This window comes from Larkinella sp., assembly GCF_965227735.1.
Lineage (GTDB): Bacteria > Bacteroidota > Bacteroidia > Cytophagales > Spirosomataceae > Larkinella.
The window spans coordinates 267,104-281,076 of sequence record NZ_OZ245776.1 but is presented as its reverse complement, the minus strand read 5'-3'; the positions used below and the strand labels follow the sequence as shown (position 1 = coordinate 281,076).

The 13,973-nt window shown below is 53.6% G+C and carries 11 protein-coding genes; 7 read left to right on the top strand and 4 right to left on the bottom strand.

Translation table 11 applies throughout. From position 1 onward, the window contains the following. Nucleotides 1–18: 18 nt before the first annotated feature. The 6 genes from araA to ACO064_RS01145 all read left to right on the top strand — a co-directional run bounded on the left by araA (nucleotide 19) and on the right by ACO064_RS01145 (nucleotide 7,942). On the top strand, nucleotides 19–1,518 hold the full coding sequence (gene araA, locus ACO064_RS01170; RefSeq protein ID WP_421825595.1) for an L-arabinose isomerase: 1,500 nt from the start codon (nucleotides 19–21) through the stop codon (nucleotides 1,516–1,518). 114 nt (nucleotides 1,519–1,632) lie between these two features. Next, complete coding sequence (locus tag ACO064_RS01165) at nucleotides 1,633–3,276, top strand: ribulokinase (RefSeq protein WP_421825594.1); 1,644 nt, start codon at nucleotides 1,633–1,635, stop codon at nucleotides 3,274–3,276. Between the two features lie 13 nt (nucleotides 3,277–3,289). After that, a complete protein-coding gene (locus ACO064_RS01160; RefSeq protein ID WP_421825593.1) occupies nucleotides 3,290–3,988 on the top strand; it encodes an L-ribulose-5-phosphate 4-epimerase in 699 nt (232 codons plus the stop codon). Between the two features lie 107 nt (nucleotides 3,989–4,095). Beyond that, a complete protein-coding gene (locus tag ACO064_RS01155; RefSeq protein WP_421825592.1) occupies nucleotides 4,096–5,751 on the top strand; it encodes a sodium/sugar symporter in 1,656 nt (551 codons plus the stop codon). Between the two features lie 515 nt (nucleotides 5,752–6,266). Next, nucleotides 6,267–6,959, top strand: a complete 693-nt coding sequence (locus ACO064_RS01150; protein WP_421825591.1) for an NUDIX hydrolase — start codon at nucleotides 6,267–6,269, stop codon at nucleotides 6,957–6,959. Between the two features lie 125 nt (nucleotides 6,960–7,084). Next, entirely contained in the window at nucleotides 7,085–7,942 is an 858-nt protein-coding gene (locus ACO064_RS01145) for a dienelactone hydrolase family protein (protein WP_421825590.1), read from the top strand. 360 nt (nucleotides 7,943–8,302) lie between these two features. Here the strand turns inward: ACO064_RS01145 and ACO064_RS01140 are convergent, their stop codons facing one another. The 4 genes from ACO064_RS01140 to ACO064_RS01125 all read right to left on the bottom strand — a co-directional run bounded on the left by ACO064_RS01140 (nucleotide 8,303) and on the right by ACO064_RS01125 (nucleotide 13,023). Further along, entirely contained in the window at nucleotides 8,303–10,006 is a 1,704-nt protein-coding gene (locus ACO064_RS01140; RefSeq protein ID WP_421825589.1) for a GMC oxidoreductase, read from the bottom strand. 32 nt (nucleotides 10,007–10,038) lie between these two features. Beyond that, on the bottom strand, nucleotides 10,039–10,581 hold the full coding sequence (locus ACO064_RS01135) for a gluconate 2-dehydrogenase subunit 3 family protein (protein ID WP_421825588.1): 543 nt from the start codon (nucleotides 10,579–10,581) through the stop codon (nucleotides 10,039–10,041). 170 nt (nucleotides 10,582–10,751) lie between these two features. Then, entirely contained in the window at nucleotides 10,752–11,819 is a 1,068-nt protein-coding gene (locus tag ACO064_RS01130; RefSeq protein WP_421825587.1) for a sensor histidine kinase, read from the bottom strand. A 127-nt stretch (nucleotides 11,820–11,946) separates the two neighbouring features. Continuing rightward, complete coding sequence (locus tag ACO064_RS01125) at nucleotides 11,947–13,023, bottom strand: sensor histidine kinase (protein ID WP_421825586.1); 1,077 nt, start codon at nucleotides 13,021–13,023, stop codon at nucleotides 11,947–11,949. A gap of 188 nt (nucleotides 13,024–13,211) precedes the next feature. Here ACO064_RS01125 and ACO064_RS01120 point away from each other — a divergent pair, with 188 nt between their 5' ends. After that, nucleotides 13,212–13,973 carry an SDR family NAD(P)-dependent oxidoreductase gene (locus tag ACO064_RS01120; protein WP_421825585.1) on the top strand — a complete coding sequence of 254 codons (762 nt, stop codon included), beginning with the start codon at nucleotides 13,212–13,214 and terminating at the stop codon, nucleotides 13,971–13,973.

Sequence of the window (13,973 nt, the reverse complement as noted above, 5' to 3'; positions counted from 1 at the left end):
TCAACACCCCATTCGCCAATGATTTCTTTTGACCATTTAGAAGTCTGGTTTGTTACCGGCAGCCAGCATTTATACGGTGAAGACACCCTCAAACAGGTCGCTGAACATTCCCGGACCATCGTCGATGCCTTCAACCAGTCGTCGGGCATTCCGGTCAGGGTTATTTTCAAAACCGTTCTGACCGGTCCGGATGAAATCTACAAGCTCTGCCTGGAAGCCAACACCGCCCCCAACTGCATTGGCTTAATGACGTGGATGCACACGTTTTCGCCGGCCAAAATGTGGATCAACGGGCTAAAGATTTTGCGGAAACCGCTGCTGCATCTCCACACCCAGTTTAACCGCGACATTCCCTGGGAAACTATCGACATGGATTTCATGAACCTCAACCAGTCGGCGCACGGCGACCGGGAGTTCGGGTTCATCAACGCCCGCTTACGCCTGGAACGCAAGGTGGTTGTCGGACATTGGGAAGACACCGAAGTGCACGAACGTATCAACGTCTGGGCCCGGGTGGCCGCCGGTTGGCACGATTTGCAGGGCGCCCGGTTTGCCCGGTTTGGCGACAACATGCGCGAAGTGGCCGTCACGGAAGGGGATAAGGTGGAAGCCCAGATCAAGTTTGGCTATGCGGTTTACGGCTACGGGATCGGTGATCTGGTAGCGTATGTCAACCAGGTAACCGATCAGGAAATCAATACATTAGTAAGCGAATATGAACAACGGTACCAATTGGTTGCCGAACTACAAAAAGCCGGGTTACGCCACGATTCGTTGCGCGATGCTGCCAAAATCGAAATTGGCTTACGCGGTTTTCTGGACGATCACCAAATCAAAGGATTCACAGATACTTTCGAAGACCTGCACGGCCTGAATCAACTGCCCGGAATTGCCGTACAACGGCTCATGGCCGATGGCTACAGCTTCGGGGGCGAGGGCGACTGGAAAACGGCGGCACTGGGCCGGGCCGTCAAAGTGATGGGAGCGGGGCTTCCGGGTGGCAGTTCGTTCATGGAAGATTACACCTACCACCTGTCGCCCAACGGCCAGCGGGTGTTGGGCGCGCACATGCTCGAAATCGATGAATCGATTGCCGATGGAAAACCGTCCTGCGAAATTCACCCCCTGTCGATTGGCGGCAAATCCGATCCGGTTCGGCTGGTGTTCAATGTGGCACCCGGCGCAGCCATCAACGCGTCGGTGGTCGATATGGGAAACCGGTTTCGGCTGATCGTCAATGAGGTCGATGTCGTTTCAACGGAAAAACCGCTGCCTAAACTGCCGGTCGCCCGCGTGTTGTGGGACGCCAAACCGAATTTGAAAACAGCTGCAGCCGCCTGGATTCTGGCGGGGGGCGCGCACCACACGGTTTTCAGCAAAGCGATTTCTTCCGAATACATGGAAGATTTCGCCGAAATCGCGGGTGTCGAATACGTACTGATTAATGAAGAAACCCGCATCCACGCTTTCAAACAGGAACTGCGCTGGAATGAAGCATATTATCACTTAAAGCATTAAGAATGATGAGTTATGAATGATGAACGATGAATTGGCTGACGCAAGCGAAACAAACGCGTCAGCCAATTCATCGTTCATCATTCATAACTCATTATTCATAACTCATCACTCATTATGCCATACGTTATTGGGGTCGATTTTGGAACGGACTCGGTGCGGGCGGTTTTGGTGAATGCCGAAACCGGCGACGAATTGGCTTCCGGTGTTCATGAATACGTTCGCTGGAAAACCGGTGCCTATTGTGACCCCGCCCGTTCGCAGTTCCGGCAACACCCGCTCGATTATCTGGAAGGACTGGAGCAATCGGTTCGGAGCGCGCTACGTGCGGTTTCGCCGGAAGTGATTGCCGACATCCGGGGAATTTCGGTCGATACGACGGGATCGACGCCCGGCCCGGTCGATGAAAACGGGACACCTTTGGCCTTGCTTCCCCAGTTTGCCGACAATCCGAACGGCATGTTCATTCTCTGGAAAGACCACACGGCCAACCAGGAAGCGGAAGAAATCAACCAGTTGGCGCACCGCTGGGATACGGATTTTACGAAATACGTAGGCGGAATCTATTCCTCCGAGTGGTTTTGGTCCAAAATCCTGCGGACGCTGCGGGTCGATGAATCCATCCGACCGGCGGCTTTTTCCTGGATCGAACACTGCGACTGGATCTCGGCGGTTTTGACCGGCAACTCCAACCCACTGACGCTGAAACGGAGCCGGACGGCGGCTGGTCATAAAGCCCTCTGGCACGCAGAGTTCGAAGGATTGCCCTCCGAAGAATTTCTAACTATGCTCGATCCGCTGCTGGCGGGACTGCGCGACCATCTCTTTCGCCACACCTACACGTCCGACGAGCCGATGGGCACGATTTCGGCGGAATGGGCCGAAAAGCTGGGTGTTCCGACTACGGTTGTCATTGGTGTTGGCGGTTTTGATGCGCACATGGGAGCGGTTGGGGCCAATATTGAGTCCTACGCCCTGGTAAAAGTAATTGGAACTTCCACCTGTGACATGCTCATGGCGCCTTCCGAAGACGTCGGCCATTTGCTGATTCGCGGCATTTGCGGACAGGTTGACGGCTCCATCGTGCCGGGCATGCTCGGGATGGAAGCGGGGCAGTCGGCGTTTGGCGACCTCTACGCCTGGTTTACGAGGCTCATTCTGGAACCCGTTGCGAGCTTGTTAACGCAACAGGGTCAGGCGAGGTCGATACCGGCACTGCAAGCCGCCTTGCTACCCCATCTGTCCGAACAGGCCAGTCAACTACCGGTCCAGGAAACCGACATTGTCTCCCTCGACTGGCTGAACGGCCGTCGGACGCCCGATGCCAATCACACGCTGAAAGGCGCTATTTCCGGTCTGAATCTGGGCAGTAGTGCCGCCCACGTTTTCAAATCGCTGGTCGAAGCCACAGCGTATGGCGCACGTCGGATTGCCGAACGGTTTGTGGAAGAAGGCGTCCCGATTCAGCAGGTCATTGCCATTGGCGGGGTGGCCCGGAAGTCGGCCTTCGTCATGCAAACGCTGGCGGACGTCATGAACGTACCGATTAAAGTGGCCGAATCCGACCAGTGCTGCGCCCGGGGAGCCGCCGTGTGTGCCGCTGTGGCCGCTGGTATTTACCCGACCTTCGCCGAAGCCCAAAAAGCGATGGCTTCCGCTTTCGATGCGGTGTATACGCCCCGTCTCGAACGAGCCGCCGTGTATGATGTGCTTTACGAGCGGTATTTGAGTTTGGGCGGATTTATTGAGAAAAAAAGTTAATACCCAGTCGTTTATGAGCTTATATCAATCCCTGAAAGAAGCGGTTTACGAAGCCAATATGGAAATTCCCCGGCAGAAGCTGGCGATTTACACTTTCGGCAATGTCAGCGGAATCGACCGGCAAGCGGGCGTGGTGGGCATCAAACCGAGCGGTATTCCGTACGACGAACTGACGCCCGACGACATCGTCATTGTGGATCTGGACAACCAGTTGGTGGAAGGAAAAATGCGGCCGTCGTCCGATACCAAAACGCACACCTTGCTCTATCGCCATTTCGAAACCATCGGCGGAATTTGCCACACGCATTCCACCTATGCCGTCGCCTGGGCGCAGGCCATGCGCGAAATTCCGAATCTGGGTACCACCCACGCCGACCATCTGGTGGCTTCCATTCCGGTGACGGAGGTGATGTCCGATGCCATGATTCAGGGTGATTACGAACACGAAACCGGCAACCAGATCCTGAACGTTTTTCGGGAACAAAACCTCTCGGCCAGCGAAGTCGAGATGGTGCTGGTGGCCTGTCATGGGCCGTTTGCCTGGGGGAAAAATCCGGCGAAAGCCGTTTACAACGCGACAGTTCTGGAAGAACTCGCCAAAATGGCCTACCTCACGCTGACCATCAACCCCGACACGCCCCGCATCAAGCAAAGCCTGATTGACAAACACTATTTCCGGAAACACGGCAAAGACGCGTATTACGGACAGTAACCCAGACAGCGGTCGAAGACCCTGTCTGCGGTTTTGATGGCTCCAATTCAACCGCAGAAAGGGTCTTCGACCGCTGTCTGGGTTTACCCCTAAACCTTCCCGCAATCATGACCCTCGGACTCGAATCGGTTGACTATTTCATTTTTCTCATCTACTTCGTCATCGTTGCGGTGTACGGCTACTGGGTATACACCCACAAAGGCAAGCAAACTGCCGACTCCAAAGATTTCTTTCTGGCCGAAGGTTCCCTGACGTGGTGGGCCATCGGCGCGTCGATTATTGCTTCCAACATCTCGGCGGAGCAGTTCATTGGCATGAGCGGGCAGGCGTTTCAACTCGGTCTGGCGATTTCGGTGTATGAACTGGTTGGCGGTTTTTCGCTCATCATCATTGCGGTGTATTTTCTGCCGATGTACATTAAAAACAAGATTTACACCATGCCGCAGTTTCTGCAAAAACGCTACGATGGGCGGCTGGCAACGATCATGGCAGTTTTCTGGCTGCTGCTGTACATCCTCGTCAACCTGACGTCCATCATTTACCTGGGGGCTTTGAGTCTGGAAAAGATGACCGGTTTCGGGTTTATGACCTGCGCCGTTTTTCTAACGGTTTTTGCGGTTTTCATCACGCTGGGCGGTATGAAAGTCATTGGCTACACGGATGTGATTCAGGTCGTTTGTCTGGTTGTCGGCGGTTTGGCCACCACCTATCTGGCTCTCGATCTGCTGTCTGACCGGGTCGGAACCGGCGCGGGTGTTTTTGAGGGACTGGGCCTGATTCGCGAAAAAGCGGACCACCACATGCACATGATTTTCAGCAAGGGGCAGTACCAGGTTCACGACGGAAAGGGCGGTTTTACGGATGCCTACACCCAACTGCCCGGTTTGATGATGTTTGTCATCGGCGGCCAGTGGATCGTCAATTTTAACTATTTTGGTTGTAATCAGTACATTACGCAACGCGCTTTAGGGGCCGACCTCAACACCGCCCGCAACGGTCTGCTGTTTGCCTCATTTCTCAAAATCCTGATGCCCTTGATTGTGGTGCTGCCCGGTTTGGCCGCTTATGTGCTGTTTCAGGAAAACGCCGAACCGGCGATTGTTCGGGGCATTACCGAAGGCGGTATTGTGAAACCGGACAATTCCTACCCGGTTTTGCTCAACCTCCTTCCGGTGGGCCTGAAAGGGCTGGCGTTTGCGGCACTCACGGCGGCCATTGTCGCGTCGTTGGCCGGGAAAGCCAACAGCATCGCGACGATTTACATGCTCGATATTCACCGTAAGTTTTTCAACACCAGCCTGACCGAAAAACAAACCGTGTGGCGGGGGCGGATTGCCATTGTCGTTTCATTCCTCATTGCTCTGGCAATCAGTCCGTTTTTGAAGAATTTCGGGCAAGGTTTCGAATACATTCAGGAGTATACCGGTTTTATTTCGCCGGGCATTCTGGCGATATTTCTGCTCGGTTTTTTCTGGAAAAAAGCCACCTCCAACGGGGCGCTGGCGGCTGCGTTACTGAGCATTCCGCTGTCGGCTTACCTGAAATTCAATGCGACGGACATTCCGTTTCTGAACCGGATGGGGCTGGTTTTCTGGGCGTGTGTCGCTCTTCAGGTCGTGATCAGTCTGCTCGAATCGAAAGGCAACGATTCGCCGAAAGCCTTCGCGGTGGAAGCCGGTTGGTTCAAGGTATCCAAATCGTTTCTGGTTGGTGCTGCGGTCATTACCGGACTGGTACTTTTGGTATTTTCGGTATTTTATTAATATTAACGCGAACTATGAGATGATGCCCTTACCTAACAGTTGATTAAGTGCCAGCGGCACGTAATGTTAATAGCAAATCGGTGTTTTAAGAACTCCAGGCGTGCCAGCGGTACGCAATATAGGCTTAGTTGCGTGCCTCCGGCACGCCTGGAGTTCTTAAAACACCGACTTGCTATTAACATCGGACCCCTCCGGGGTCAATAACCTCACAGTTTGCGTTAATATTACATACCCACGGACTAAAATCCGTGAAACCCTTACTATTTACGCGTACCATGATATTAATGTTTGTAGAAAAAGTGTCTGATTGATAGGACCCGCGTGCCCTTAGTACTAGCGGTGGTTATGTACATAAGGCAGGAAGGATTTGGGTGGTATTTTTGCTGCAAACATACCGTACCTATGACGCTTATTTGGCTAATTATCAACCATTTAGTATCATAGTTTACATTAATAGTAAGGTTAAGATCTATCATTGTAAGGATTTCACGGGCTAAAGTCCGCGGGTACGTCGAATGGAAATTGTATACGACCAGCACGAAAAGCATTTTGTAGCTTTAGACTGCATTATTTTTGGATTCGATCAGCAGGAACTGCAACTGTTGCTGATCAAGCGGGGGTTTGAACCCGAGCAGGGCAACTGGTCGCTGATGGGCGGTTTTTTGAAAAGTGACGAAAGCATCGACGAAGGCGCCGAACGGATTCTGGAAACCCTGACGGGTTTGACCGGCGTTTACATGGAACAACTGTATGCCTACGGCGAAGTCCGGCGCGATCCGGTGGCCCGTACGCTCTCGATTGCTTACTACGCCCTCATTCGCACCGACCAGTACAACAAAGACCTCGCCGATTCGCACAATGCCAGGTGGTTTCCGGTTTCCCAACGACCGGATTTAATTTTCGATCACAACGACATGGTGGAGAAAGCCCTGGCCCGGCTTCGGCGACGGGCACGCACCCAACCGATTGGCTTTGAATTGCTTCCAGAGAAATTTACCATTCCCCAGTTGCGCAGTCTCTACGAAGCGATTAACAACCAGCCGCTCGATCACCGCAATTTCAGCAAGCGGCTCAACTCGATGGAGTGGCTGGTGAGACTGAACGAAAAAGACAAACTTTCTTCCCGAAAAGGGGCCTTTTACTACCAGTTCGATCAGGATCTGTACCAGAAACTCTTTCAGGAAGGCAGCAGTTTTGATTTGAAATAAGCGTTTACGGTTTGCGGTTTTCCGTTTACGGTGGCTGACGCGTTCATCCCAATAGATTGGCCACCGTAAACCGTAAACTGAATACCGTAAACTATTTTGTATCTTTCCTGCTAAACCTTTGACTCATGGATCAGCGTATCATCAATTTATTTGACGAGTATACTCACGTACCGCTGAAGCGGGATGTTTTTCTGTCGCGACTGGCCAAATTGACCGGCGGCATGACCGCAGCCCTGGCGGTTTTATCAACCCTGGAAGTTAATTATGCCCAGGCGCAAACCGTTGCGGGTCAGGATGACCGGATCATGGCCGAACGCGTCACCTATCCGGGTTCTGACACCACCATGAAAGGCTATCTGGCGCGTCCGAAAGCGAATGGAAAATACGGCTCGGTGGTCGTCATTCACGAAAACCGGGGTCTGAATCCGCACATTGAGGACGTCACCCGCCGACTCGCGCTGGCCGGTTTTCTGGCGATGGCCCCCGACGCCCTCTCGGCCGCCGGAGGGACGCCCACCGACGAAACGCAGATGCGGGAGTTGTTTGGGAAGCTGGATGCGGAAAAAACGAAGCAGAATTTCCTGAAAGGCCTGGATTACCTGAAAAGTCGCCCCGACAGCAACGGCAAACTCGGTTGCGTCGGTTTTTGCTGGGGTGGCGCCATGTCAAACCAGTTGGCGGTTAATTACCCCGATCTGAAAGCCGCCGTTCCGTTCTACGGTCGCCAGCCCGACGTTGCTGATGTTCCGAAAATCAAAGCAACGGTTCAACTGCATTACGGTGGGATGGATGAACGGGTAAACGCGGGGATTCCTGCCTACGAGGAAGCCCTGAAGAAAGCGAATGTGCCGTATCAGTTGTATGTCTACGAAGGTGCGCAACACGCCTTTCACAACGACACCGCCGGGCCGCGCTACAACGAAGCCGCTGCCAAACTCGCCTGGGGCCGCACCATTGCGCTATTTAAGGAAAAACTGGGGTGAAATATGAATAATAAATAAAAAATGATGAATGAAAAATGTAAAAGTAGGCTGGCGCATTCCAACACTTTACATTTTTTATTCATCATTTTTCATTTGTAGCCCGGTTTTACAGGAGTTGTAGCCTAATTGTTTGCCCCGTTAGGGGTTCAACAGCGTAGCGTCGGTAGCAATCCGGGCAATGTTTCTCGCGTAACGTGCCGTAAGTACGTAACCATTCACCGCAACGGTCGCGTACCTATCGGCACGCTGAATGGCGGTAAAATTCCATTCGTCTACCGACGCTGCGCTGTGGAGCCCCTGACGGGGCAAAACATGGATTGCTCTTTAATGAAAACACTAAAACGGATCAACGTATTTTGTTCAAATCCGCATCGCTTTCAATTCCTGAACGGCAAAATGAGCGGCACGGGCCGAAAGCGCCATGTAGGTCAGCGACGGATTGACGCAGGCCGATGAGGTCATGCAGGCACCGTCGGTGACAAACACGTTTTTGACCGCGTGAATCTGGTTGTTGCCGTTGAGCACCGAGTTTTTGGGGTCCCGGCCCATGCGGGCGGTTCCCATTTCGTGGACGGCCTGGCCGATGACCGAGCCCCGGTCGTAGGTTTTCACGTTGATCAACCCGGCTTTTTCGAGCATTTCCTGCGCATCGTTGAGCATATCGACCCGCATTTTTTTCTCGTTTTCGCCGATTTCCGCGTCAAAGACCAGCATCGGCATTCCCCATTGATCGAGTTTGCTTTTATCCAGGCACATCCGGTTTTTGTATTCGGGCAGTTGCTCACCAAACCCGATCAGGCCCATGTTCCAAAGCCCCGGTTTGGTGAGTTCCTCTTTCAGCGAGGCCCCGAAAGCCAGCTCGGCCACCTGATGCTGCCAGCCCTGCCGACCGCCACCGCCCTGATACCCGAAACCGCGCAGGTAATCGCGTTTGTCCGAGCCGATGTTGCGGTATCGCGGAATGTAAATACCGTTGGCCCGTCGTCCGTAATAATACCGATCCTGTCCGCCTTCCCACTGTCCATTGGCCCCGATCAGGAAGTGGTGGTCCATCAGATTGTGGCCCAGTTGCCCTGAATCATTGCCCAGGCCGTTTGGAAACCGGTCAGAAACCGAGTTCATGAGCAGGGCCGTGGAGGCCATGGCACTGGCACACACAAAGATGACCTTCGCAAAATACTCCTGACTTTCCAACGTCTGCGCGTCTTTTACCCGAACGCCGGAGGCCCGTTGTTTTTGGGCGTCGTAAATCACCTCGGTCACTACCGAATGGGGCCGGAGGGTGAGTCGGCCGGTTTTGACGGCGGGGGGTAGCGTACAGGACTGCGTGCTGAAATACGCGCCGTACGGACATCCGCGAATGCACTGGTTTCGGTATTGACAGGGCGACCGCCCGTTGTCAACGTGGACTTTCTGCGCTTCCGATAAATTGGCAGTCCGTCCGATGGTCATCACCCGGCCCGGAAAGTTTTTCTCAATGCTTTTCCGGACCTCTTTCTCGACCAGAAACATATCCATCGGAGCAATGAACTCACTGTCGGGAAGTTGGGGCAACCCCAGTTTTTCGCCCGAGATTCCTGCGAATTTCTCCACGTAGGAATACCAGGGGGCAATGTCTTTGTAGCGGATGGGCCAGTCGATGCCGATGCCTTCTTTGGCATTGGCTTCAAAATCAATGTCACTGAACCGGTACGACTGCCGCCCCCACATGATGGATTTGCCGCCCACGATGTCGGGGCGCAGCCAGCGAAACGGTTTTTCCTGCCGGTAGGATGCGTCGGCACCGGGCATCCAATAGGTCGGAACGGTTTTCGCAGCATCCGGCGGAGCCTGCGGGTATTTCAGGGCCAGATCGCCCAGCCGGGTTGTTTCCGGCATTTCCCAGGGCGCTTTCAGGGCCTCGGTATAGCCCGTTACGTGTTCGAGCGGACGTCCCCGCTCCAGCATCAGGACCCGTAATCCTTTCTCCGTCAATTCCTTGGCGGCCCAGCCACCGCTGACCCCGGAACCAATCACAATGGCGTCGTAGGTTTGGGCTTTTACCGCATCGATGTTGAGATTCATAGTAGTTTACTGATAGGGAGCAATTTGTTCGTTTACAAGGCCCAAACCTTCTGACCCGGTTTTAAAGGAACGTCGCCCTGGAACCGGCCCGGAACGGGGAGGTAGGCCAGGGTTTGGGTGGCTCCGGCTTCCGAGGTAAAATAACCGACGATGGTGAGTTCGCGAAAGATGAGGAAAAAGGGCTTTTCGTGCTGGGTTAGTTGTTTGACAATCTCCGTTCGTTCCGGGATGCCGAGTTGTGAAAACGGTTTTTGGAAAGCCGCCTGACTCAGGGCGTCGGTTTGTTGCAGTCCATGTAGAAACAAATCCTGCTGGGCCGGGGCCGTACAATGGCCGATGACATGTCCGATAAACTGATGAACCCCCGCAGCTTTCGCGCCGGGCGTATCCGTGGTTGGGAGAATAATGTCCGCCAGATCGGCCATGAGTTTTTGCTGAGCATCCGAAAAGATCAGGGGAACCCCGGCGGTGGGTTCGCCCCGGAGGGCGGCCTGAACCGGAAGCGATAAGGTGGCCCCTACCAGTAGAGCCAGTCGTTGCAAAGCCTCCCGGCGAGGCATGAAAGGAGTAGACATTACTTGGATCAATTTAATAGAGAGTTGGTAAAAAGCAAGATTGGAGCTACTATTGGGGAAAGCAGGGAATGTTTCCGGTTTACTCACCGGGGTTTAAAAGAAGGGGTGAAGCGGCTCGGGATTTCGTTTATTTCAGCGCTGTCAGGCCACTTTCGGGACTGTTACCGTTGTCAGGACTGTGGGGGCATCAGCGGCAGGGCCACGGTAAAATGAGAACTGTCGGAGGTGACAATCGGGTCGCTTTGGGACAATAGGCGGTATTTGGCTAGAATATTGGAAAGCCCCACCTGGTTGGAGGCCACCCGCCCGGTTTTTTGCTGGAGGTTGTTCCGAACCACCAACCGACCGACCTGCGTGGTTTTAATCTCGATCAACAGCGGTTTGCTGGCGTGAATCACGTTGTGTTTGACGGCATTTTCAACCAGCATCTGTAACGTCAATGGAGGAAGCTGGTAGGCAAGAAATGGCTCGGCAATCACTATTTCCAGGCGAATACCGGCACCATAGCGGGTTTTAAGCAAATGAAAATACGACTGGATGAACGTCATTTCGGTTTCCAGGGTAGTCAGTTCGCCTTCGTTTGTCTGGAGCAGATACCGGTAAACTTTCGACATTTCATCGACAAACTCCTCGGCCCGGTCAGGTTCGTCGGCAATGAGCGACGACAGCGAATTGAGGCTGTTGAACAAAAAGTGCGGATTGACCTGACTTTTCAGGCTTTCGTACTGACTTTGCAGATTGACCTTCTTCAACTGCTCCTTTTCCAGCGTGTTCTCGCGCCATTTATTCAGCGAGTAAACGCTTTCATCGATACCGACCGACACCAGATTAGCCGCCAGATTAAGCAGCAGGATTTGCCCGGTGGCGGCCGGATTGTGGTGATATCCAAACAAGTGGAACGTTTCATAGATGAAAATCCCCCCCAGAACGAAGCAGGGTGTTACGAGCACAAATACCAGCAGCAATCGCCAGACGCGCTGCCAGGTCTGGCCCAGGTTCGGATACCGTTGAATCACCCACTGGGTCAACTGGTCGAGGGTGAACAAACAGAGGCTGCCAATGGTCAGGTTCAGGAAGGTGGCCCACAGAAAAGTCCCCAGGTGAGTCAGATAGCGATCACCTACCACCCAGTAAGAAATAAGCGGGATGAACCACGGAAACAGCAGCAAAAAGTGCCACTGGCTCTGTTTCCGAAGACGCGGAAAACGACGAAACAAGCTGAAAATAAATGACTTCATAAACCGACCGTGTTCATCTTAATCTACTGATTTTGAATGAACGGAACCCGAAGATAGTGCGTAAATTGCTTGATTGACCGCCTGAATTGCGAAAAAAACGGGATGAATTGCGAAAATTTCGCAGACATCAGGGGGCGTTGTGTGGGGGCGTAAAACGCAGCAGTGGCAGCGATACTTCAAAATGCGTTCCGGTTTCTTCCACCCGGATCTCTTCGAGACCCAATTGCCGGTATTTAGCCATCAGGGTAGCCAGCCTGGCCTGCGAAAGATCCATTTTAACCGATTTTCGCTGGAGCGTATTCCGAACCAGCAGACGCCTGTTGGGGAGCATTTCGATGTGGATCGACAGCGGTTTCGTGACACTCATGACGTTGTGTTTAATCGCGTTGTCGATCAAAAGCTGGAGTGTTAGCGGAGGAAGCTGCGTGTCGGGGAAATTCGGATCGGCTGGCAGGGCGATGTGCAGGGCCGGGCCGTAGCGGGTTTGTAACAAGGCCGAATACTGTCCGGCAAAGTCCAGTTCGGTTTGCAAACTGACCAGTTCGTGGGTGTTGGCCTGCAGCAGATACCGGTAGACCTTCGAGAGTTGGTCGACAAATTGCTCAGCCTGTTTCTGGTCTTCCCCGATCAGCGACGACAGCGAGGTAAGGCTGTTGAAGAGAAAATGCGGATTTATTTTCATCTTCAGCGAGTCGAGCTGGTGTTGAAGGGTGGCCTGCCGGAGAAGCTCGTTTTCGGTCTGGTCGCGGTGCCACTGGTTGTAGGTGTAAAAAACATTCAGCGCCACACAAAAACAGAGATCGAAAATGAGCCCCAAAATCAGAATGGGACGGACGGCATCCCACGTAAACGGGACATTAAGGAGGGGGAAAAGGCTGTAGATGAACACATCCAAAACCGCTAATCCGACCGTAATCAGGCCTACAACCGCCAGCATCACCAGGGTGCGGTGCGTGGCCCGGAGCACGTCGGGATACCGGCGAATCACCCCGCGAACGGCCAGCGTCAGAGTGATGACCGAAAGCCAGTAGAGTCCGAAAACCACCGTTGTACCCAACAAAAACACCCGAACGTCGCTGAAATAACGGGGGCCAATGAAATAATAATTGCCGACGGGAAACAACACCGGCATCATCAGGATGTGGTACCAAAGCTCCCAGCGGGAGAAGAAAGGAGTCAATCGGCGGGGAGACCTTTGAATCATTCGAAAAAGCCGTCGGGGCTATCGGTTTTGCTGATTTTTCGTCCAAAGGTACGGTTTTTTACAGGATGCTTCAATCCGGAAAAGAAGTGAATGGATGCGAGATTTGAACAGTATTCGGCCGGAAGGTTGCCTTTTTTTTCAAATTTGGGGCATCTTTGCAGCAACCTTTTTGCCACCGGCATTTTTTCATGACTTTCCAAACCCAGACTGCCATCGTAACGGGCGCCGGCATCGGCATCGGTTTTGCCATTGCCCGCCAGCTTGCCCGCCAGGGTGCTTCCGTTTTACTCAATGACCTCGATGAGGTTGCGGCTCAGCAAGCCGCCGACCGCATTCAGCAGGAAGGCGGCCGCTGTTTAGCCTATCCCGGCGATGCTTCCGACGTCGCCTTTATTCAGGGAATGGTCGATAAAGCGGTGGCTGAATTCGGCAAATTGACCATCGTCGTTGCCAATGCCGGCATTACCATCTTCGGTGATTTCTTCGATTACCAGCCCGATGCCTTCCAAAAAGTGGTTGATCTGAACCTGCGGGGAAGCTTTTTCCTGACCCAACGGGCGGCCCGCCAGATGCGGAGCCAGAACGAAGGAGGCAGCATTTTGCTGATGTCGTCCGTTACGGGCCATCAGGCGCATCCGGGACTGGCTGCCTACAGCATGACCAAAGCCGCGCTGGAGATGCTGGCCAAAAACCTCGTCCTCGATCTGTCGCCCTGCGGAATCAACATCAATGCCGTGGCTCCGGGGGCAACCCAAACCGAGCGAACGCTCGATGATCCAACCTATGTGCCGATCTGGTCGCGGATTACTCCAATGGGCCGACCCGCCACCGTCGATGATATTGCCAATGCCGCCCTGTTTCTGGTTTCACCCCAATCGCGCCACATTACGGGCCAGAGCCTGGTGGTCGACGGCGGCTGGACGGCGGTGAGTCCGCCACCGGTTGAATGA

Bases quoted from the DNA above. Each gene is read 5' to 3' on its own strand.
- araA (WP_421825595.1), top strand. From the start codon at position 19: ATGATTTCTTTTGACCATTTAGAAGTCTGGTTTGTTACCGGCAGCCAG.
- ACO064_RS01165 (WP_421825594.1), top strand. From the start codon at position 1,633: ATGCCATACGTTATTGGGGTCGATTTTGGAACGGACTCGGTGCGGGCG.
- ACO064_RS01160 (WP_421825593.1), top strand. From the start codon at position 3,290: ATGAGCTTATATCAATCCCTGAAAGAAGCGGTTTACGAAGCCAATATG.
- ACO064_RS01155 (WP_421825592.1), top strand. From the start codon at position 4,096: ATGACCCTCGGACTCGAATCGGTTGACTATTTCATTTTTCTCATCTAC.
- ACO064_RS01150 (WP_421825591.1), top strand. From the start codon at position 6,267: ATGGAAATTGTATACGACCAGCACGAAAAGCATTTTGTAGCTTTAGAC.
- ACO064_RS01145 (WP_421825590.1), top strand. From the start codon at position 7,085: ATGGATCAGCGTATCATCAATTTATTTGACGAGTATACTCACGTACCG.
- ACO064_RS01140 (WP_421825589.1), bottom strand. From the start codon at position 10,006: ATGAATCTCAACATCGATGCGGTAAAAGCCCAAACCTACGACGCCATT.
- ACO064_RS01135 (WP_421825588.1), bottom strand. From the start codon at position 10,581: ATGTCTACTCCTTTCATGCCTCGCCGGGAGGCTTTGCAACGACTGGCT.
- ACO064_RS01130 (WP_421825587.1), bottom strand. From the start codon at position 11,819: ATGAAGTCATTTATTTTCAGCTTGTTTCGTCGTTTTCCGCGTCTTCGG.
- ACO064_RS01125 (WP_421825586.1), bottom strand. From the start codon at position 13,023: ATGATTCAAAGGTCTCCCCGCCGATTGACTCCTTTCTTCTCCCGCTGG.
- ACO064_RS01120 (WP_421825585.1), top strand. From the start codon at position 13,212: ATGACTTTCCAAACCCAGACTGCCATCGTAACGGGCGCCGGCATCGGC.